General features: G+C 56.0%; 10 protein-coding genes. 3 read left to right on the forward strand and 7 right to left on the reverse strand.

The window, feature by feature from the left end:
* The 4 genes from M8370_RS17060 to M8370_RS17075 form a co-directional block, all read right to left on the reverse strand.
* Window positions 1-497 (reverse strand): hypothetical protein (locus tag M8370_RS17060; RefSeq protein ID WP_250021457.1); only part of this gene is annotated, 497 nt, incomplete at its 3' end.
* A 215-nt stretch (window positions 498-712) separates the two neighbouring features.
* Window positions 713-1,150, reverse strand: a complete 438-nt coding sequence (cdiI, locus tag M8370_RS17065; RefSeq protein ID WP_250021465.1) for a toxin-immunity protein system imunity protein CdiI — start codon at window positions 1,148-1,150, stop codon at window positions 713-715.
* Window positions 1,151-1,154: 4 nt separating this feature from the next.
* Window positions 1,155-11,021 carry a hemagglutinin repeat-containing protein gene (locus M8370_RS17070; protein WP_250021466.1) on the reverse strand — a complete coding sequence of 3,289 codons (9,867 nt, stop codon included), beginning with the start codon at window positions 11,019-11,021 and terminating at the stop codon, window positions 1,155-1,157.
* Window positions 11,022-11,030: 9 nt separating this feature from the next.
* On the reverse strand, window positions 11,031-12,704 hold the full coding sequence (locus M8370_RS17075) for a ShlB/FhaC/HecB family hemolysin secretion/activation protein (protein WP_250021483.1): 1,674 nt from the start codon (window positions 12,702-12,704) through the stop codon (window positions 11,031-11,033).
* A gap of 260 nt (window positions 12,705-12,964) precedes the next feature.
* Between M8370_RS17075 and M8370_RS17080 the strand changes: the two genes are divergently transcribed.
* The gene (locus tag M8370_RS17080; protein WP_250021468.1) at window positions 12,965-14,134 is read left to right on the forward strand and encodes a DNA repair protein; all 1,170 of its coding nucleotides are present in this window, start codon (window positions 12,965-12,967) and stop codon (window positions 14,132-14,134) included.
* Here M8370_RS17080 and M8370_RS17085 read toward each other — a convergent pair whose 3' ends face one another.
* Complete coding sequence (locus M8370_RS17085; RefSeq protein WP_250021471.1) at window positions 14,135-14,899, reverse strand: siderophore-interacting protein; 765 nt, start codon at window positions 14,897-14,899, stop codon at window positions 14,135-14,137. It abuts the gene before it with no gap.
* A gap of 146 nt (window positions 14,900-15,045) precedes the next feature.
* Between M8370_RS17085 and M8370_RS17090 the strand changes: the two genes are divergently transcribed.
* The gene (locus M8370_RS17090) at window positions 15,046-15,540 is read left to right on the forward strand and encodes a PadR family transcriptional regulator (RefSeq protein WP_013098824.1); all 495 of its coding nucleotides are present in this window, start codon (window positions 15,046-15,048) and stop codon (window positions 15,538-15,540) included.
* Here the strand turns inward: M8370_RS17090 and M8370_RS17095 are convergent.
* Both M8370_RS17095 and M8370_RS17100 read right to left on the reverse strand, forming a co-directional pair.
* Entirely contained in the window at window positions 15,537-17,096 is a 1,560-nt protein-coding gene (locus M8370_RS17095; RefSeq protein ID WP_013098825.1) for a methyl-accepting chemotaxis protein, read from the reverse strand. The genes M8370_RS17090 and M8370_RS17095 overlap by 4 nt on opposite strands.
* A 336-nt stretch (window positions 17,097-17,432) precedes the next feature.
* On the reverse strand, window positions 17,433-18,953 hold the full coding sequence (locus M8370_RS17100) for a methyl-accepting chemotaxis protein (RefSeq protein WP_062856356.1): 1,521 nt from the start codon (window positions 18,951-18,953) through the stop codon (window positions 17,433-17,435).
* 434 nt (window positions 18,954-19,387) lie between these two features.
* Here M8370_RS17100 and ygjG point away from each other — a divergent pair, with 434 nt between their 5' ends.
* Window positions 19,388-20,767, forward strand: a complete 1,380-nt coding sequence (gene ygjG / locus M8370_RS17105) for a putrescine aminotransferase (RefSeq protein WP_038420662.1) — start codon at window positions 19,388-19,390, stop codon at window positions 20,765-20,767.
* The last annotated feature ends 59 nt before the right edge of the window (window positions 20,768-20,826 follow it).

Consider the following 20,826-nt stretch of genomic DNA (forward strand, 5'->3'; position numbering starts at 1 on the left):
GGTTTCTTATAGAAAAGCACCTTATATTTCAACTGATAAACGGGAGTGGTTGCTGTAGCATCTTTAAAAATCAATGCCCAGGTAGCATGGCCAATATTGAGTTGTTCTTTATAAACATAACCGCTGGATTGGGAGTCCATCCACTTACTGATACTTTTCTTTGCACCTTGAACAAGATAGGTATCAGTAGGATTTTTGATCGACTCGATGATTTCCCCTTTATAATTTTCTTTATCAAAACTGCTGGGTTTTATGTTTCCGGTTAACACAGACAAAACGGCCAACCCTTTTCCTACAGCGTTATGAGTCGGAGTAACTACGCGTAGTGAATTATCTGCGATACGATTATTGTTAAGATCTGCCTGTGCTGACACAGCCATAATCTCAATTGAACTACCATTGGAAGAGGTTACTGTTTCAGGCTTTATTTTGCTGGCACAACCCGTTAGCGCTACAACGAATAGTAAAGTAGTTACTGTGAATGTTGTTACTTTCATTTTCTTTCCTTGAGATAAAATAATGAAGGAGAATATCCTTCTGCTTGCTTACGCTTACCGCTCTTTCGTACTTAATTCAGGGCTAATTCGGCGTTTACCCCTTCCTGAAATATCCATGGCCGTTGAGGTCAACAATCTGTCAGTGATCCAGCGCAGATACGGGAACTTCGAGTAAAGTCTGACAGAAAGCTCCCGGCTCGGTAGTGAGCTCTGTTTCAGTTGTTAAGACTATGATAAAAATCTAAAACACTATTTAGATCTGTATGCCATTCAGATATTTTCATGCCATCTCCGTCATGCGTAGTACGGCTCTCTATAAACTTATTTATATTTTTCGGGGAAAAACCATGGCATTCTTCTAAAAAAATGACGTTATTTTGCACGTAAACTTTCTCATCTTCAAAATATAAAACCCATGTAAATATAAAGTTAGTTTTTTCAGGCTCATACATTGAAACAGCTAATGCTGAGTGAGTCTTATTGGATAGCCCTTCGCCGAGAGACTTTAACCAAGAATTTTTGTAATCTTTAATATCCCAATAGGATAAGGGCAAATGCAATTCTTCCTCATAATTATTGATAACAATGGATGATGGTTGTACCAACTCACCTTCCATACTCACTGGTTCACCTTTAGAGAATATTCCAAACATACCACTAGTCCTTAATCCTGTTTAGTCCGCTATCGTAAGTACCGATACGCTTACCTTTACTATTGAACATCTTCCAGCCATTAGTAACATTATGACTATCAATATCGGGGGTAATGTAGTTCTTGCCATCATAAAATACAGGCTGACCGTGTGAATTAAATGGCGCTTTCTGAGGTGGAATTCTGCGATCGAAACCTAAATTGCTTGCAGCCTCCTGAGCTTCTTTCCCTTTTAATGCCAGATAAGCAATATCATCTTTACTCGGCCCGTTAGGGATCGGCGTTATCGTCGTGTTCCCACCTGTATTCGGTGCACCTTCTGTATTGCCGGTGTTATTCGAACCGGAATCATTCTGACGATTCGTATTCCCTGTGTGATTTGGCCCCGTATCCACAGACCCTGTGTTATTACCCGTATGACCAGGCAATGTTTCAGGTAGCAGGTTACCACCAGTATGGGAAGGCGCATATTTATCGTGGAGTAAACTGACGTACTTAGCAATAATCTCATCATTACCCATCATTTCTAGGGTAACCAAATGCTCCAGTTCATCGGAGGTCATCTTATCAGCCATATCCTTGACCGCCGCTCCGGCAAGTCCCGCGATACCCGCTTTCGCACCGATCTCCAACAACTGCTCTGCGACCTTCGTCCGGCAGGGTGCAGCAACCGCGCAACCTCTGGCAACCAGTGCCAGCGAGTTATTCTCAGCCGCATTCTTCCCTGCCTGCCCCCCGGCCACCGCCGAACCCGTACTGTCTCCAGCAAGCCCGCCAGCCATCCCGGCCGATATCGTCGCCAGTGCACTGACCGTCTGCTTCTGCTCTTCGCTCAGCGTCGATAAATCTTTGACGTCAGGGTACAGCATACCCGCTATCGCCTTCGCCGCAAGCTCACCGGTCGCCGCTCCGGCCGCACCCGCTGCGGCACTGTTTCCCTGCAGCGCCGCAACCGCACCGCCCAGGATGGCATGCGCAATGGTTTTCGCTGCCGTATTGTTATCGATCCCCATGCCGTGACCAATACGATACGCCAGCTCCGGCGCGGATGCCCCCGCCAGTGCTGCAGTCAGGTCGCTACCCGCCAGCCCCTGAAGCGCGGCCGTCGCCGCCTGGATACCCCTCTGCAGGTCGCTACCCGTCCCGTATTTTGCCGTCGTGGTCTTATATGCATCGGTCTCGCGCAGGGCATTCTGATATGCGGCTTTAACCTCGTCGCTGGCATCCGCCCCCGGCTCGGTTATCCCTTTATCTGCAAGCTGTTTTCTGCCTGCGTTCAGCCCGTTTATTTCCCCCTGCGTGTTCGCAATATCCACCACCTGCGAGCCAATCTCACCAATCAACTGCACTTCCTGCAGGCGCTGCTGCTCCTTCTCCTTGTCAAATATCGGGCTGATGCTGCCGTTCGCATGCTCCGCATCGCGGCTCAGGTCAGCCACATCCTGCTTCTGGTTCTCCTTATCGCGGATGATGAGCGTCCCTTCGCTCACCGCCGCCTGTGTTGTCCCTTCCGCGTGACCGCTGTTACCGCCTCCGGCCAGCAGAGCGTTCGCCATATTCCCGGCAAACTGCTTGCCGATGCTGCCGCCCGAACTGATACCCGCGCCCTGATGCTCCGTCTTAAAATCCGCCTGGTTGTGGATATCGCTAAAGCCCAGCGTGCCCGTATCTAGACGGTTTTTATCCGCCGTCGCCGTGGAGGCAATCACCCCGCCGTCGAGCTGCGTATGGTTGCCCACCGTCACGTCAAACCCGCCGCTGCCTGCAAACAGCCCGCTCTGCTCCTGCACCGAGTCGTAGTCGCTGGTCATTTTGTCGCGGCTGACATTGATGCTGCCGGAGAAACCGCCTGCACCAAAGGTGTAACCCGCACCGCCGCTGACGCTGTTCTGCTTGCTATTGTAGTGATCGCTGTCCTGGGTGCTGGCAATCGTCAGGTCGCGCCCGATATCCGCCACCACGGTTTCGCCGCTCACCTGCGCCCCGGCGATCGTCGCGTCGCGCCCGGTGTTGATGGTCACGCGGTTACCCGCATCCACCGTGGTCTCGTTCTGCCAGACACCGTTGCCCTTCTCGTGCCCCTTGCTGCTGTTTGCGTTCGCCGAGATGCTGATGCCCGCCCCACCGGAACCGACACCCACTCCAACACCCAGGCTGCCACCGCTGCTGCTGTTTTTACCCGTTGTCTGCTGCGTGTCCTGCGAGGCAATCAGGTTGACGTCCCGTGCTGCATCAAGCGTCACGTCCTTCCCGGCCTTAATCTGGCTTCCCGCCACGGTGATGTCGCTTCCGGTGGCTTTTATCGTGACGTTATTGCCTGCACTCAGGGAGCTGCCCGTGGTCGTTTCGCTCTCCATGTGCGATGAGGATTTGGACGACTGTGACCCAATCGACGCGCTGACGCCGATGGTGTTGTTATTGCGTTTGTCAGAGTCGCCCTTCACCTGGTCCAGCGCCACGGCCTGTCCGGCCTGTACGCCTGACAGCGCCGCCTGCGTACCCTGCAGTGCCGCCAGACGTGAGTCGCTGCTCTGCTTCGCGCTCTGGGCCGTGGTGACCGCGTTATTCACCGCACTCCCCGCCGCCCCGGACAGCGCCACCGTCAGCCCGCTGCTCTTCTGCTCAAATTTCTCATCGCGGGTGCGTTTGTCATGCCCCGGCTCAATCACCACGCTGTCACCGGTCAGGCTGATATCCTTCTGTGCGATGATATCTGCCCCACCGATATGCGCCTGTTTGCCCGCTGTAATGCTGACGTTGCCGCCCGTCGAGCCGACGGTGCTGAAGCTCTCGCTCTGGGTGGTACCCTGCTCGCGAAGATCGTGGGTGGACTTGCTGCTGCCGATGGTGAAGCCAATGCCGCCCGTGCCCATCAGGCCGGACTTTTTGGTCTCCTTAAAGCGCCAGGCCGTGTCGGTGTTGGTCGCCGCCACGATGTCCACATTGTTGCCTGCGGAAAGGGCCACATCGCCATCGCCAGCGACCGCAGAACCTAACACCCGCAGGTTGTTACCCGCCGACACCGTCACATTATCGCCGCTCAGCAGCGAGCCTTTCTCCCGTGTCGCGCTCTCTTCCTCGATGGTGTGGGTGGTCTTTTTGCTCAGGAAGCCGCTACTGGTTTTAGTTTGTTCCCGATAGCGGTAATCGCTCTCCGTCGCCGTCGTCAGATTTACGTCGCGGCCTGCCGCCACGCCGATATCGCCCTGCGCTGTCACGTCAGCTGCCTGCGCGGTTACGTCGCGCCCTGCGAGGATCACCGTATTCCCCCCGCTGGCAATCTCCGTACCCTGCTGACGAACAGATTCGTCAATGGCGGTTTTTTTCTTCGCCTGGCTGCTGGAGCGTTCCATCGACGCTTCCGCCAGCAGGTTCACATCCCGACCGGCCTGAATGCCCACATCGCCTTCCGCCGCTATCGCTGCCGCACGGGCATTCACATCGTTACCTGCCTGCAGGGTGAGGTCATCGCCCGCGCTCAGGGTGCTGCCCTGATGTGTGACGGACGCCGTCTCCGTGGTCGCGCGGTTGCGCCCGGCGCGTCCTTCGCTGGTCACAATCTCGTTGGCGGTGATGTTGATATCATTCCCCGCCGCCATTCCCAGGCTGCCACCCGCCGACACGTTTGCGCCGGTCACGTTGATATCCTGTCCGGCGCGCATCGTCAGCCCGTCGGTGGCGGTGATGGAGGCCGTCTTGCCGACATCGGTGCCACTGAAATGCACATTTCCCGCATCGACATTCCACTGCTGTGCGCGGGTGATGTTGTTAATGCTGCCCGCGACGCTCTCCAGCCCTACCGTTTTGCCGCTGATGGTGGATCCGATGTTATTGATATCCCCCAGCGCGCTCAGGTTCAGCCCGCCACCTGCGCTCAGCAGCCCGGCGTTGAGGTTGCTCAGGCTGTTGCTGCTGTCGATTGAGAGCCCATTCTGCGCCGCAATTGTACTGCCGCTGTTAATGACGTTACCGCCCGCCAGCTGGACGTTATTGCCGCTAATCACGCTGCCGCTGTGAACGGTGACATCCTTCGGCGACAGGTAGACTTTCGGGATCATCACCGTCTGACCATTGATGGTCGCTGACTCCCACCAGAGCATGCTTTTATCGAGCGCGGCAACCTGCTCAGCCGTAAGCGCCACGCCGAATTTCAGCCCCAGCGTTTTTTGTTGCTCTGCGGCGCTGTCCATCAGGTAGCGCATCTGATCGAGATCGGAGCCGATGCCATTGATATAGCGGCTACCGGTCTGGTTCAGAATCGCGTTGCTGACGTAACGGGTATCAAACGCCGCGTCGCCGAGGAACCGGTAGTCGCGATCCGGGTTCAGGCCGAGCCTGTCCAGGAAATAGGACGAGCCAAGGAACTGGTTCCGATCGGTATACGCGCTGTTGGTTTCACGCGGTGTGGCACCGGGTGTTATGCCAAGCAGGTCATACAGTCCATTAAACAGGCTGTCGTCCATGTTGCCGAGTTCATCGAGCTTCGGGTTCACCGTAATCAGATACGGGCTATCGGGATCGGTGGATGGAACAAAATAGCCGTTGTTGCCGGACGGCAATGGATAGTTACCGCTGCTGCCGTTTTGGTCGGAGAGCGATGAACCGCCGGAGATATCTTTCAGGGCGTCACTCACCGCATCACGCCATTGCGGGGTGGTGATGTCCTGCGCATCCGCTTCGACAAGGGACTGCGCCTGCTCGCCGCTGGTAATGGACTGGTTGCTGAGCGGGGTCAGCGTAGGGGCGGCAATCGTATTGCTAAAGCCATCCGTGTTGGCGGTGACGAGAGTGTTGCTGATGTCGTTGGTGAAGGTGGCAGAGACATTACCGCCTGCCTGTATTACAGCTCTGACAACATTAGCGGTATTTTCTGATTCGGCCTCACGCCCAGTCAGAATATAGGTTACACCACCGGCATTAATGGTTGATGCCGTGTAGACAAGATATTCAGTCTCAGAACTCGCCTGGTAGCTTTGGTTGTTGAGCTGCTCACCTTTTAGGCTAATATCGCGATTAGCAAGTATATTGCTACCGCTATTGTCGAGATAATTGGCAGTGATATTGAGATTATTAGCTGATGCGATGCGCGCTGCATGGCCAGTACTGGTTACATCAACCTCAGTTCTTTTAATCGCAAAACGTTTAGTTTGACCCGAATCATTAATCCGATAAGAAGTGGTAAAGAAAGGCTCATCCATGCTGCACGCACCTGGATAGGTTGGAAAACTCATGCAGCTTCCTACCCAGACATCCGTACGATTTTTTACTGTTGAATAACTTCCTTCCTCCATATCATCCAGGCTTACGACAAAGGATGATTCGCCAACCCAGGAAGGGTTATCCAAATCAGTTATCTGTGTATTCGAATTACTTCCATCCCGCTCATTTAATAAGTGGGCTGTATTGATCGTAATGTCACCCTTCTGCGTCTCAATATTCCCGGACGTATTCACCACTTCACTGTTCGCTGCACCCGCCGCATTTTTCTGCATCCACAGGCTATTCCCTGCCAGAATATCGCCGTAGACGTTATGAATACGGTCGGCAAAGAGCTGCATATTATTCGCGGCATAAATCAGTGCGGTATTGAGCAAGGTGCCCACAGCATTCATCGTCAGGCTGCCAGCCGTACCGGTAAAGCCATTTACGGTTATGTCACTCAGGCTGTTAAATACCACGTCGCCGCCTGCCGAGAGGCTACCGGCTGCATTGAGCACAATACGTTGCGCGCTGAACGTGCTATCACCCTTACCTGCAGTGAACTGGCCGTTGTTGGTTAATACTCCACCCGTGCTCAGAACGAGGCTGTTTCCCTGTAAGGTGCCATTATTGGTGATATCCCCCTGAGCGGTGAGAGACAGGGTGTTGCTGGCGGCCAGCGTTCCACTGAACTCAAGCGCATTTAACAGATGAAGCGTGACGTCTCCCAGCGCCACAATCTGCCCGGCGTTTTTCAGCGTGCCGCTGTTGAGCGTGAGGTTACCCGCGCTGAACAACTTACCGCTGATGGAATGGGTAATCTCATTGCCCTTCACCGTAAGCGAACGGGTACCGAGAGCCGTACCGCTGTTACTCAGTTTTTGATAATTAACCAGCAGGTCTGCACCCTGCAGCATGCCGTCGTTGGTCAGCGTCGTTCCCCGTAGCTCAGCGTTGTCAGTAGCGAGTATCCGCCCACTATTTGCCGCTTTCACCACATCCAGCAGCAACGTTACCGCCTGAACCAGACCACTGCTGCTGTTCGCCAGTTCCGGTGCGGTCAGCGTGAGTTTGCCACCGGAAAGCATTTTGCCGTCGTTCTGTACGCGGGTGGTGGCCTTCACCGAAGATTCCCCACCGCCCTGTAGCGTGCCCTGATTGTTCAGCGTGGCTGTCGATACCGTCAGCGCATTCTCGCTCAGCAGCACACCGCTGGCGGTATTGTTCAGCGCGCCCGAGGCATTCAGCGTCAGCGCTTCTCCCTGAAGCCGTCCGCTGTTAATGAGTTGCCCGGCGGTAACCGTGGTCGCTTTCCCCTGGATTTGCCCGGCGTTCGTTGCATTTTCCACATCAAGCGTCAGCGCGCCTGCGCTGAGCAGTTTTCCTCCGGCCTGGTTATTCAGTTGCGTAAGGGCGACCGAAAGCGCATCAACGCCGGTGATCTCACCGCTGTTGTTCAGGGTACTGCCCCCCAGCGTGAGGTGTTTTGCAATCCACTGCCCGCTGTTTACCAGCGTCAGTGCTGAGAGCGCCAGTTCTCCATTGGAGGTGATTTTGCTGCCCGTTGTCCCGGTAAGGGTGCTGTCGATTTGCGCATCCAGTAAATTTTCTGCCTGGATCGCACCGCCGTTCGTAAGCGCCTGCGCATGAATAAGTACCCGTTTCCCCTGCCATTGCCCTGCGTTACGCAGATCGCCGCCTGTCACAGACAACTCCCCTGCGGTCAGCAACGATCCCGACGCGTCATTCACCAGCGTCAGTAATGGCGCCGCCATCTCCAGGCGGGCGGCCAGCGTCAGGGCGGCAATCCCGGTCAGCGTTCCGCTGTTCGTGATGGTGTCCTGATGCGCGGTGACGCGATTCCCCTGAAGCGTACCGCTGTTGCGCAGCGTCTTTCCGTTAAGCGAAAGGTCACCGGCCGACAACATATTGCCGCTGTTAACGGTATTGACCGCATTCAGCGTGCCGTTGCCCTGGCTCATCAGTTCGCCGGTATTGCTGAGCGTTCCGGCGGTCGTAACGTCAAGTGAGCCGGTCGCGAGGGAACTTCCGCGGTTAGTCCAGTCGTGGGAGCGGATGCTGACATTCTGTCCCTGGAGCTGCCCTGCGGTAGTCAGCGTGGTACCTGAAAGGCCGAGCGCTCCCCCCGTCAGCGTGCGGGAGCCTGTCAGTAAATTCAGGATTCCGGCGGTCAGTGATAATGCGCTCTCGCCCTGTAACAGACCGGCACTTTCCAGACGATCGGCATTCAGCGTCAGGGTGTTGCCCACCATGCTGCCCGCACTGAACACCGACTGTGCCGTGATGCGGTTTGCCCCTTGAGCCAGCAGCATCCCCTCCGCGCTGTTCTTCAGCGTCTCGTAATCAATTGCCAGTGAAGTCCCGCTCAGCTCGCCGCTGTTGGTCAGATTTGAACCAGAGAGGGAAAGCGCCGCGTCGCTGGTGATAATACCGGCGTTGTTCAGTTCAGAGAGGGAAAGTGACAATGCCGACGGGCTGTACAGCACGCCGCTGCTGCGGTTATCCAGCAGACGGGTAACCAGCGACAGCGTTTGTCCGGCGTGAATCAGACCACCGTTAATGACCTCAGGGCTGTCGATTGCAAGCGCGGAGGCCGTCAGGGTTCCACTGTTGCTGAGATGGCCGGTTTCAACCTTAAGCCCTGAAGCTGATGATTTCCCCGTGTGGTTGAGGCTGCTGTCAGCCTTCAACGTCATGTTGCCTTTGGCAGCCTGAGTTCCTTCAAGTTTTGCGTTTTGCACGGCCACGCCGACGCTGTTGCCCTGTGTCTGTGCCGTGGCCGTGGTGTTGAGGCTGCGGCCCTGCACGGTAACGGCGCCACCGGCACTGGTTTCACCTGCAAGCGTGGTATCGGTGTTGTTCAGCACCACATCCCCGCCGCTGTGGGTCACTGACGTTGCGCTGGCGGTGAACGTCTTCCCTGAGGTGGTGAGCCCCCGTACACCGGAAAGCGTACCGCTGTTGTCGATCTGCGCCGCGTTCAGCGTTAGCGTGTCATCGCTGATAAGCGTGCCGCTGTTGTTCAGATTGCCGCTCGCGGTTACGGTGGTTTTCCCTTTCGCACCGGTCTCACCGGAAAGCGTGGCATTGTCTGCGCGGATATCCAGCGTGGAGGCGCTCTTCAGCGCGCCGGAGCTGGTGATATCCGTCCCGGAGACGGTAAGACTGTTGCCCTGAACGGTGCCGGTATTGCTGAATATACCGGTGTTAATCCGGGTATCCGCCACGGCGGCTAATGCGCCATGGTTCGCGAGGCTGCCCGCGCTGACGGCGAGAGATTGTCCGGCGGTTGTGCTGCCTTTCAGTTGGCTGTGGCCAGACGTGGTAAGCGTGATGTTCCCGCTGGCATTTGTTGTGCTGCGGCTCTCTTGGGTCAACGTCTGCGCGTTGAGGGCAATCTCGGAAGCACTGAGATTTCCCTGCTGCACCAGTTCGCCACCCTTAACCGACAGTTGCTGCCCCGCCACAACAGAACCGTTAAGCGCCGCGTTTTTCTCAGCATTTACGGCAAGATGACGACCCGCGCTTGCCTGGGCATCTGCGCTCTGGATCAGGGTGGTCGCGGCAAGCGTAGCGTCATTTGCTGCCGTGAACGCACCGCCATTTTGCGTCAGCGTGCCGCGGGTTGTTAACTGAAGGTTGTTATCGGCGGCAACGTGAGCCTGGTCAAGCGTCAGCGCCGTCTGGCCGGAGACCGTGACGTTGCCACCCGCTTTATGGTCTCCGCGTAACGTTACGTCCGCCGCGCTGACCGTGGTGCTGCCGCTGGCAAGGGTGTTTTTCAGCACCACTTTTCCCGCGCTGCTGAGCGCAATATCCCCCTGTCGCGCGTTAAGGTTGCCCAGGTTTACGCCCACCCCCGTTTCACTGGAGACCAGACGGATCCGATTTGCGTACATGCCGCCCAGCGCTCCGGTGTCTACTGCGACCTTCGGGGCTGTACCTTCACCTTTTAACGCACTGACGCTGCCATCCGCCGCTACGCGGTTCGCCCCTGCAACGACACGTAAATCTTTCGCATGCAGTTGCGCGTTGATCTCCGTCGCACGGGAGATGATCGACACCGCATCGCTCTGCGAGCCATTGAGGCCCGCGCCCTCGATGGTGACCGCCCCCTGGGTTACATCAAGAGATTGCAGCTTACCGCTGGCATCAAGCACCGGTTTACCCGTGGTGAGGGTCACATTCGGCGTGTTGATAAATCCGCAGCCGTTACAGGTGATACCGTAGGGATTCGCCACGATGACGTTCGCCGCCTTGCCGGCCACTTCGGTATAGCCCTGCAAATTTGAGCGGTTAGCGCCGGTGACTTCGTTGATGATGCCTTTGGCTTCCTGCCCGGCCTTCAGGTTGGGGTTATTCTGGATAAGCCCGCCAAGCTGAGTCTGGTTAAGCTGCCCGGTCGCGTTATTGAGGATCAGCCCCTCTTTCCCGACGTTGTAGTCGTTGTATTTGTTATGGGAAATACCGGACTGGTTCGGCGTGGCGATGTTCACCACCGGCACGCCGTTAGCCGCCTTATCCATCTGCGTATTGCCGGACGGGGTGATGGATGCCGCCACCGCGGGTAACAGCGGCTGCGTTGCCAGCAGCACGCTCAGTAACGCGCTCAGCGCGCGCTGTGAAAAACGAACCTGATCCTGTTTCATCATCCCTGTCCCTTAGAAAGCCACTGATACGCGGTAGTAAATCGTGAGGTGATCCGGTGCCAGCCAGTCCGGATACGCCATCGGTGTGCCAACGGTAAACTGGCTTGAATAGCCGCGATTAGCCGTCGTCAGACCAAACGCGGCGCCCCACAGCGTGCCGGAGGCGTAACGGTCAAATCCGTCCTTCTTCAGCCAGCCACCGTCAACTGCTGCCAACAGGCCAACATCCCCCACCCACGGCAGCGTAAAGAGCGAATAATTGAGTTCATTTCGCCAGTAACCGCCGTTATCACCGGAGAGGTACTGCTCTTTGAAGCCGCGCACGGAGGTCTCTCCCCCCAGCGTCAGGCGCTCGCTGCCGTACAGCCGGTCCGGCGACCACTGAAAATAGATGCTGGTCAACCACCACAGCCTGTCAGCAACCGGGCGCTGAAAACTGCCGTTGACGCTCCATTTGCGGAACTCGGCTTTCGGCACATCGCCATGCTTGTCGTTATCATCTTCGGCGCCAAACCACGGCACACCCTGAGTGAAGGTCGGGTTCAGGGTCGCCACGCCGGAGGCGATTTTTTGCGTGTGGTTAAGGCCCAGGGAGAAACTTGAAAGTTTGCGGCTGCTGGTAGCCAGCAGAACATCGTCGAGATAGTTATGGTTGATGCGGTGGGTGATGCCCGCCGACACGCCGGTTTTGATATCGCCATTGCGGAACAGCACCCATGAGCCATTCAGACGGTGGGTTTCGGTGTCGCCCGTCGAATGCCAGAGCCAGCCGTTATTATCGATGGTGCTGAGGTAGTTGCTCCAGCTGTAGCTGTAGTCCAGCAGGCCGTAGCCATAAGGCACGCTGACCCCGGCGGCAAAATTCTGAGCATCATGGCTGTTCGAAAAATCACTGCTGCGCCCGCCGCTGATAAACCACTTATCCGCCAGCCCCAGCAGGTTATTGCCGTACAGCGCGCCATTGAGTTGTCCGGTACCGGTACTCTTTTGCCCGCTGTTATCGAAACTCACTGAACCGCTGAGCGGGAATTCAGGCGAAGCCGTCAGATTGACGATTGAATAGCCCTGTCTGTCGCCGGGCAAAATTTCTATTTCAACCGGCGTCTGGCGCACGCGATTAAGCTGCTCCATGCCCTGTTCGATATCGCGCAGGTTAAGAATTTTCCCTTCGAGGCCGGGAAAGGTCATGCTCAGCGTGCGGGTGGGAACCCCTTCAAGCCGGATTTGCTGGAGTTTGCCTTCCAGTACCGCGAGATGCAGTACGCCACCAGAGAGATCCTGTTCGGTTAAAAATGCGCGGCTGGTGATATACCCCCGGCTGATATACCAGTCAGAGACGGCGTTGGTCAGGGCGTTGAGACGCGCCATATCAAGACACTGGTTCACCCACGGCGCAACCAGGCGATCTTTGGCTAACGGAGAAAGAAGGGTGGTACCCGTCAGCTCAATGCGCGAGATAACAAAACAGGGACCTTGCGGAGTCGCGGCACTGTCGGGCTGAACAGGACGCGGTAATACCACGCTGCGCTCCAGCTCTTCACGCTGGCGCTGGTTTTCATCCAGCAGCTGCTGCTGTTGCTGCTGAATAGTATTACGGTCGGCCGGAGACAGGGGGGCCGCCTGCGCAGCACCTGCCAGCAAGGCCATGGCAGCCAGCACCTGTAGTATCGACGTTTTCCCTGTCATCACTGCCACTCCTTGCTAAAAGTCCGTTTTCAGACTTGCCTGTCAAAAAACGCGCAACTTATGTCAAAAAGTAAACAGTGTAAATACACGCATTTAATTTAAGGTCTATTTTGCTGCATTTTCAGAATTTAGCGGGTGACACTGCGTAAATCTAAAGAAATCCCCCATCGCGCCGATCATCATCCGTGTGTATTATTTCCTGTAGCGTTTCCAACAACTAACCTTAACTCAAATACTTAAGCGCCAAAGCGAAAGGCATCATGAGCACACCGATCAAACGGCTAGAAATCATTAAAAATGCCATTGAACTGGAAGATGACGACATCATTCAGAGCCAGCTAACCCGGCTGAAAAATGAAGCGTTTGACGATGAGCTACAGGCAATCGTCGTGGCGCTTGAGCAGAAAAACTACACTGCGGCCATCGCCGCGATCGGCGCGTGGCTACAGAGCCAGCGTGCCGTGACGCCATGGCGCGATCCGCAGGTCGCCGCGAGCAAACTGGAACTGAAAGCGCTGGAAGAGCGACTGCGCGATCTGATTGACCGCCGTAACGCGCGCGTACAGCAGCTTGATGAGTTCAACGATCTCTATTTCTCCCGCCTGGGCCCGCTGATGCAGCAGATCCTCGCACTGCGTAAAACGCTGGCCGAGCTGAACCTGCGCCGCCAGCAGGCTGAGGCGCGTCGTCGCGAGGAAGACTATCGCCGCTGTCAGCGCTACATGGCCCAGGCCGTGGAGGTGCTGGCAACACTCACCCAGCGCTGGCGCGAACTTCCTGCCGATTCCGTACAGGCAGCCGAGGCGCGTAAGCATCTGCAGCAGCAAAGTAACCTGATTGCCAACCTGCTTGCCGAGGCGCTGGAGCTGGAGAGCGGCTTAACGCGTGAGGAAGAGCCTGCGCGTCAGGCGCGTGACGAGGCCAACGAAGAGTACGAGAAATACCGCGAGCAGCATCAGGATGCCGAAGTGCGTCTGCGTAAAGGGAAAGATCTTTCACAAGAGGATCGGGACGAGCTGAAACGGCTCTGGCGACAGGCGAGCAAACTGTGTCACCCGGATCTGGTGGCAGACGATTTGAAAGAAGAAGCCAACGCGATGATGGTGCAGCTCAACCAGGCCAAACAGCGTGGAGACGTCAAAGCCATTCGTTCTCTGGTGGCGCGCCTGCAGCAGGGCTTCGAGCCGCTGATGGCCAGCGACAGGCTGAACGATCTGGAGCGCATCCGCAAAAAAATGGCTCAGGTTCGCGAGCAGATCGACACCTTAGTGAACGAGCTGGCGGAGCTGGAGAAAGAAGAATCCTGGCTGCTGGTGTCGTCGCTCAGCAATATGGAAGCGTACTTCGCGCAGCAGGAAAAGGCGCTGAACGAGGTCCGCGCCTCGCTCGAACATCAGGTGAGCGAAGCGCAGCTCGATTCAGCAGCGTAATTATTTCGCGTGCCAGTACGCGCTGGCACGCACCAGCTGCTGATCGATAGCCTCAGTCTCAAACAGTCGGCTCAGGTTTTTAACCACCTTCCCTTCCCCGGTCAGCCAGATAAAGTAATCTTCCGCCGGAACGTTCAGCGACGCCAGCTGCTCAACCACCGCCTGCTCGCTGTGGCCGACCGCCCAGGTGATGTTGAACGCGCTCAGGTGCGCCAGATAATCCTTGTATGATTCATCCCCGACGGTGACCACCGCGTGAATTTCCGGGCGTTTCGGCAAGCTGGCGATGCCTTCCAGGCGGCGACGCAACGCCGGCATCCCGGACTCATCGCACACATACAGCTGCCAGGCGTAATCCTCCGGTACCACCAGCGAACCGCGCGGGCCACCAATCGTCAGCCTGTCGCCCACTTTCGCCTCTAGCGCCCACTGGCTGGCAACGCCACCGTCATGCACGAAGAAATCGAGCGCCAGCTCATGCTTCGCGGCGTCGTACAGCGGCGTGTAATCCCGGCTTTGCGGGCGCACGCCGTCGCCCCAGTCAATGCCCTCGTCGGTGACCACCGGTGGCACAAACGTCGTTCCCGGAGCCGGGAAAAACACTTTGGTGTGATCGTCGAAACCGCGGGAGCTAAAGCCCTCCAGCGCTTCGCCGCCTAAAACTATGCGCTGAAAACCAGCGCTTACGCGCTCAACACGGAGCACGGTCAGTTCACGAAAACGCAGTTCGTTACGCACGCGTTGTGGATAGCGGGTGGTTGCCATGTTAAGACCCTTCTCAGGTGAATACGATATATCTAAATTGATTTTAAATGATAATGATTGCTAATCAGCAAGAATGCAAGATCTTTTAGATTGCATCTGAATATATCTTAGATATAGTTTAGATATATCAATTTACGAGGCACACTATGCGACACGAACATGATGGCGGCGGACGTCGACCGCGCTTTTTTGGTCACGGCGATCTGCGGCTGGTGATTCTGGATATTCTGACCCGCAACGCGAGCCACGGTTACGAGCTGATCAAAGAGATTGAGAACCTGACCCAGGGGAACTACACCCCGAGTCCTGGCGTGATTTACCCGACGCTGGATTATCTTCAGGATCAGGCGTTTATCACCATTACGGAAGAAGAGAATGGGCGTAAGCGCATTGCCATCAATGCGGCAGGACAGCAGTGGCTGGAGGAAAACCAGGAACAGCTTGAGCAGATTCAGGCGCGTATCAAAGCCCGTGCGGTTGGTTTCCAGCTACGCAAAAACCCGCAGATGAAGCGGGCACTGGATAACTTCAAAGCGGTGTTAGATCTGAAGGTGAATCAGGGAGCGCTCAGCGACGCGCAGCTTAAGCAGATCGTTGGCGTGATCGACCGCGCGGCGCTGGAGATCTCCCAGCTGGATTAAGCCGGTGCGTGCGCGCTCACGCGGAAGACGCGTACCAGCTCTTTCAGGTGCATCGCCTGCTCGTTGAGGGAGGCCGCCGCGGCAACAGACTCCTCCACCAGCGCGGAGTTTTGCTGGGTGGTGGCATCAATCAGGCCAATCGCGCTGTTAATCTGCGAGATCCCCTCTGTCTGCTCGTGGCTGGCCTGGCGGATCTCACGCAGGATCACATCCATCTCTTCCACGTTGCCCACCATGCCATTGATAAGCTCGCTCGCCTTCTCGACCAGGTTCATCCCGTCCTGCGTCTGGCTGGTGGAGCTTTCAATCAGCTCACGTATCTCACTGGCTGACGAAGCACTCTTCTGCGCGAGCTGGCGCACTTCACCAGCCACCACCGCAAAGCCACGACCATGCTCGCCCGCCCGGGCCGCTTCCACCGCCGCGTTCAGCGCCAGAATATTGGTCTGGAAGGCAATGGCATCGATCAGGTCGATGATGTCGGACATCCGGTTCGAGGTCTCGTTAATCAGGCGCATTTTGCTGGTCACCTGCTTCATCATCTCACCGTTGTTTTTGACCACCTTCGCGGCATCTGCCGACAGGTTGGTCGCTTCTCCGGTATGCGAAGCGGTGTTTTTCACCGTCGCGGTGATCTGCTCCATCGAGGCGGCGGTCTGCTCCACAGAGCTGGCCTGCTCTTCCGTGCGCGCAGCCAGATCCTGGTTCCCGGCGACAATCTGCGCGGCGGCGCTGGAGATATTCTCCGAGCCGGTCTGCACCTGCTGCACAATGTCCAGCAGACGCGTTTTCATCTCCATCAGGGCATGCAGCAACAGGCCGGTTTCGTCTTTACCGTGCGAGGTGATACTGCCGGTGAGATCGCCATCCGCAATCGCCGCCGCAAAGTCCACGGCCTGGCCCAGCGGACGGGTTATGGAACGCACGATAAACCAGCCAATCAGGCTGCCTGCCGCCACGCTGAAGAGGGTGATGAGGATGAGCAGCAGGCGGTTGCTCCTGAAATCACTTTCCACCTGCACCCCGGCGTTCTGCATCTCAGTGTTCTGAATCGCAATCAGCTGCTGCACTTTGGCTTTATAGGCCTGCTGCAGTTTGAGGGTGTTGGTCATCATCTCCTGAAGCGCCCCGGCGCGATCGTGATTCTGCACCGCCTGCAAAATACGATAGCGCGAGTCCAGATACTGCTGGCGCACGCCGCGTATCTCGGCGAGCACCTGCTGCGATTGCTGATCCTGCAGTACGTTGTTCAGCTCACCGAGGAGCACCGTGATGTGCTCGCTAATCTCTTTAAGATGCTGCTGCGACTGCGCCGTGTACGTTCCCTGTTCATCCAGCAGCATGAGCTGCTGAGTGCTAATAAATTCCTGGAAGTTATCGATTAACTGGTTCGCTTTTACCGTGGTTGGATAATCACTGGTAATAATGGATTGCATCCCGTTGTTTGCCCGGTTCAGACTCATTAAAGACAAACTCGCGCTCACCACCATCAGGACAATAAAGAATCCAAACGCCAGAAATAATTTCGTGCCGATTTTTACGTCATGTAAGAACATATTTACTCCATCGATGTGATTATTTCTCAGACGATCACCGTTATCGGTAACGAAACCGCTAACTTTATGACTTTGATCGCTTTTTTATTTCATAACCATCACAATGGATAGGCAGAGGCTATTAATATGGCCGTATCGATCGTTACTCAACCACCAGACGGGGCATTTATGAAATAGCATCGGGGAAAAATGACTTAGGCAGGGATAAATAACTGAGGCACTTTCTTTAGTTACTTAATATAAAATTAACAATAAATCGCAAGAATAATTACAAATAAAGCGACGAAAGCCGTTTACGCCTGGCAGAATAAACGGCTTTTCTGGAACATTACAGACTCAATGGAGAACCGTCACTGCATCCTGAAGACGTCCGGCCCGGTGTTTTACCATCGCGGAGATCTGCGCACTCTCTTCAACCAGATCGGCGTTTTTCTGCGTGATGCTGTCCAGTTCAGCCACCGCGCGGGTTAACTCTGAAAGCCCGGTAGCCTGTTCAGAGGTGGCATGGCTAATCTGCGCGATCAGCTGCGTGACGTTTTTCACCTGCTCAACGATATCATCCATGGTGCGTCCTGCGGCGTGTACCTGCTCGGAGCCGGACTGTACCTTACTGGCGCTGGCATCAATCAGCTTACGGATATCGTTGGCGGCATTAGCGCTGCGGCTGGCAAGATGGCGAACTTCCCCTGCCACCACCGCAAAGCCTTTGCCCTGCTCACCGGCCCGTGCCGCTTCTACCGCCGCATTCAGGGCGAGGATATTGGTCTGGAAGGCAATATCGTTGATCAGGGTGGTAATGGAGCCGATACGCTGTGTACTGTCGGCGATATCGTCCATGGTTTTGACCACCGTCTGCATCGCGTTCCCGCCTTTGGTCGCCGCACTGCTGGCGGCTACGGAGAGCTTATCGACCTCGGTGGCGGTTTCAGAGTTACTCTGAACGGAGGCCGCCATCTGGTTCATCGTCGCCACGGTCTGCTGCACGTTTGCAACGGTCTGACGCGTGCGGTCGTTCAGATCCTCATTACCCTGCGCCAGCTTGTCGCTGCCGTCGCGCACGCTCACCACCTGGCTTGATACGTCATTGATTAGCCAGCGACACATCAGCCCCAGTTGCCCCACCGCTCGAAGGGTCAGGCCCAGTTCATCGCTGCGGTTCAGGTGCTGCACGCTATTGCGCTCGCCGGTTGCCACCTTCAGCGCCTGTCGCGCCACGTTCTCTACCGGGCGAACAATCTGCTGTTCAAACAACAACGTGCCCAGCAGCATCATTATCGCTGCTGCGGCCAACGACACCCAGCCTGCTGAGGTTGCCACCAGCGTGGCGGCGAGCGCGCCAAAGAGCACCGCCATCACGCCGCGTACCCGCCAGCGCAGCGGCATTGCCGGTAGTTTTCCGAACCAGCCCTGACGCACCACCAGCCCTTTATGGATCCGTTTGGTACAGCGTCCGGCATTCAGGGCCTTATAGAGTGGCTCCACGGTGGCGATCTCTTCTGCCGTCGCTTTGGTGCGAATCGACATATAGCCGGTGACCTTCCCGTGGCGCACCATCGGCACCGCGTTGGCGCGCACCCAGTAGTGATCGCCATTTTTACGGCGGTTTTTGACAATTCCGCTCCACGGCTCGCCCTGTTGCAGGGTGTACCACATATCGGCAAAAGCGGCTTTAGGCATATCAGGATGGCGTACCAGATTATGCGGCTGACCCATCAGCTCATTAAGCTGATAGCCACTCACCTGAACAAAGGTGTCGTTAGCATGAGTCAGATAGCTGTGGACGTCTGTGGTAGACATTAAGGTGGTGTCATCGTCCAGAAGATATTCATTCTGGGTGACATAGGTTGGAGAGGACATCGTGAGCATCCCTTGCAGGTTATTTGAATGTTAATTTTGTGGTTTATTGTTTTTTCGGCGGTAAACAATTTATCTTTAGTTGTTAAACTTGATGGAGATCGCAGATTTCACTTAAACCGCACTTTTTGTGAGATTTTATAATTGATTGATTTTAAATACTTTCACAATGAAATTACCTGCAAAGGATGATCTGTTAACGCCCACTTAAGTCGCACCGCCTGCACCCCCCTGGTGCAATTGACCCCATCCACGTCTTCCTGCCCCCGTTCTCTGTACCGTTAAATCCCGTCTGGAAAACATCGGCATGATTAAATATTGCGCAACATTATTTTAACCTGGCGTTTATCCCGATTTTCGTTAAGTCCGCTGAAGTGGCGTAATCCCTGCAATACTTAACGCAGTATCATGTGATACGCGATCCCCGGGAGCATATTTTGAACAGGTTACCTTCCAGCGCCTCGGCTCTTGCCTGTACCGCGCACGCACTGAATCTCATTGAGAAGCGAACGCTTGATCATGAGGAGATGAAACAACTTAACCGAGAGGTCATCGATTACTTTAAAGAGCACGTCAATCCAGGTTTTCTGGAGTATCGCAAATCTGTTACCGCCGGCGGGGATTACGGAGCCGTAGAGTGGCAAGCGGGAAGTCTGAATACGCTTGTCGACACCCAGGGACAGGAGTTTATTGATTGCCTGGGTGGTTTTGGCATTTTCAACGTGGGGCACCGTAATCCAGTAGTGGTTTCCGCCGTACAGAATCAACTCGCGAAACAACCTCTCCATAGCCAGGAACTGCTCGACCCGCTTCGCGCCATGCTCGCGAAAACGCTGGCAGCCTTAACGCCCGGCAAACTGAAATACAGCTTCTTCAGCAACAGCGGCACGGAATCGGTCGAAGCGGCGCTTAAGCTCGCCAAAGCGTACCAGTCGCCGCGCGGGAAATTCACTTTTGTCGCCACCAGCGGCGCGTTCCATGGTAAATCCCTGGGCGCCCTGTCTGCGACCGCCAAATCCACCTTCCGCAAACCGTTTATGCCGCTGCTGCCGGGCTTCCGCCACGTGCCGTTCGGCGACATTAATGCCATGCGCACCGTGCTCAGCGAATGCCGTAAAACCGGCGATGACGTAGCCGCGGTGATCCTGGAGCCAATTCAGGGCGAAGGCGGCGTGATCCTGCCTCCACAGGGCTATCTGCCTGCCGTACGTCAGCTGTGCGATGAGTTTGGCGCGCTGCTGATCTTCGACGAAGTGCAGACCGGCATGGGGCGTACCGGCAAAATGTTCGCCTGCGAGCATGAGAACGTTCAGCCGGACATTTTGTGTCTGGCGAAAGCGCTTGGCGGCGGCGTAATGCCGATTGGTGCGACGGTTGCCACCGAAGAGGTCTTCTCGGTGCTGTTCGACAACCCGTTCCTGCATACCACCACCTTTGGCGGTAACCCGCTGGCCTGTGCGGCCGCGCTGGCCACCATCAACGTGCTGCTGGAGCAAAACCTGCCTGCGCAGGCGGAGCAGAAAGGCGACATGCTGCTGGACGGTTTCCGTCAGATGGGACGTGAATACCCGGATCTGATCCAGGAGGCACGAGGTAAAGGGATGCTGATGGCCATTGAGTTTGTTGATAACGAAATCGGCTATAGCTTCGCGAGCGAGATGTTCCGCCAGCGGGTGCTGGTGGCCGGCACACTCAACAATTCCAAAACCATCCGCATTGAGCCACCGCTGACGCTGACCATTGAGCAGTGTGAGCAGGTGCTGAAGGCGGCACGTAAAGCGCTGGCGGCACTGCGCGTGAGTGTGGAAGAGGCGTAAAAAAACGCCGGGTGGCGCTGCGCTTACCCGGCCTACTACACCAGCCCGGTAAGCGTAGC

This window comes from Enterobacter cloacae complex sp. OE43NF (assembly GCF_023544405.1).
In the GTDB taxonomy this organism is placed as follows: Bacteria; Pseudomonadota; Gammaproteobacteria; order Enterobacterales; family Enterobacteriaceae; genus Enterobacter; species Enterobacter cloacae.

Excerpts from the sequence above, each read along its gene's own strand:
- M8370_RS17085 (WP_250021471.1), bottom strand. The coding sequence starts at position 14,899 with ATGGCAACCACCCGCTATCCACAACGCGTGCGTAACGAACTGCGTTTT.
- M8370_RS17090 (WP_013098824.1), top strand. The coding sequence starts at position 15,046 with ATGCGACACGAACATGATGGCGGCGGACGTCGACCGCGCTTTTTTGGT.
- M8370_RS17080 (WP_250021468.1), top strand. The coding sequence starts at position 12,965 with ATGAGCACACCGATCAAACGGCTAGAAATCATTAAAAATGCCATTGAA.
- cdiI (WP_250021465.1), bottom strand. The coding sequence starts at position 1,150 with ATGTTTGGAATATTCTCTAAAGGTGAACCAGTGAGTATGGAAGGTGAG.
- M8370_RS17100 (WP_062856356.1), bottom strand. The coding sequence starts at position 18,953 with ATGTCCTCTCCAACCTATGTCACCCAGAATGAATATCTTCTGGACGAT.
- M8370_RS17075 (WP_250021483.1), bottom strand. The coding sequence starts at position 12,704 with ATGACAGGGAAAACGTCGATACTACAGGTGCTGGCTGCCATGGCCTTG.
- M8370_RS17070 (WP_250021466.1), bottom strand. The coding sequence starts at position 11,021 with ATGATGAAACAGGATCAGGTTCGTTTTTCACAGCGCGCGCTGAGCGCG.
- M8370_RS17095 (WP_013098825.1), bottom strand. The coding sequence starts at position 17,096 with ATGTTCTTACATGACGTAAAAATCGGCACGAAATTATTTCTGGCGTTT.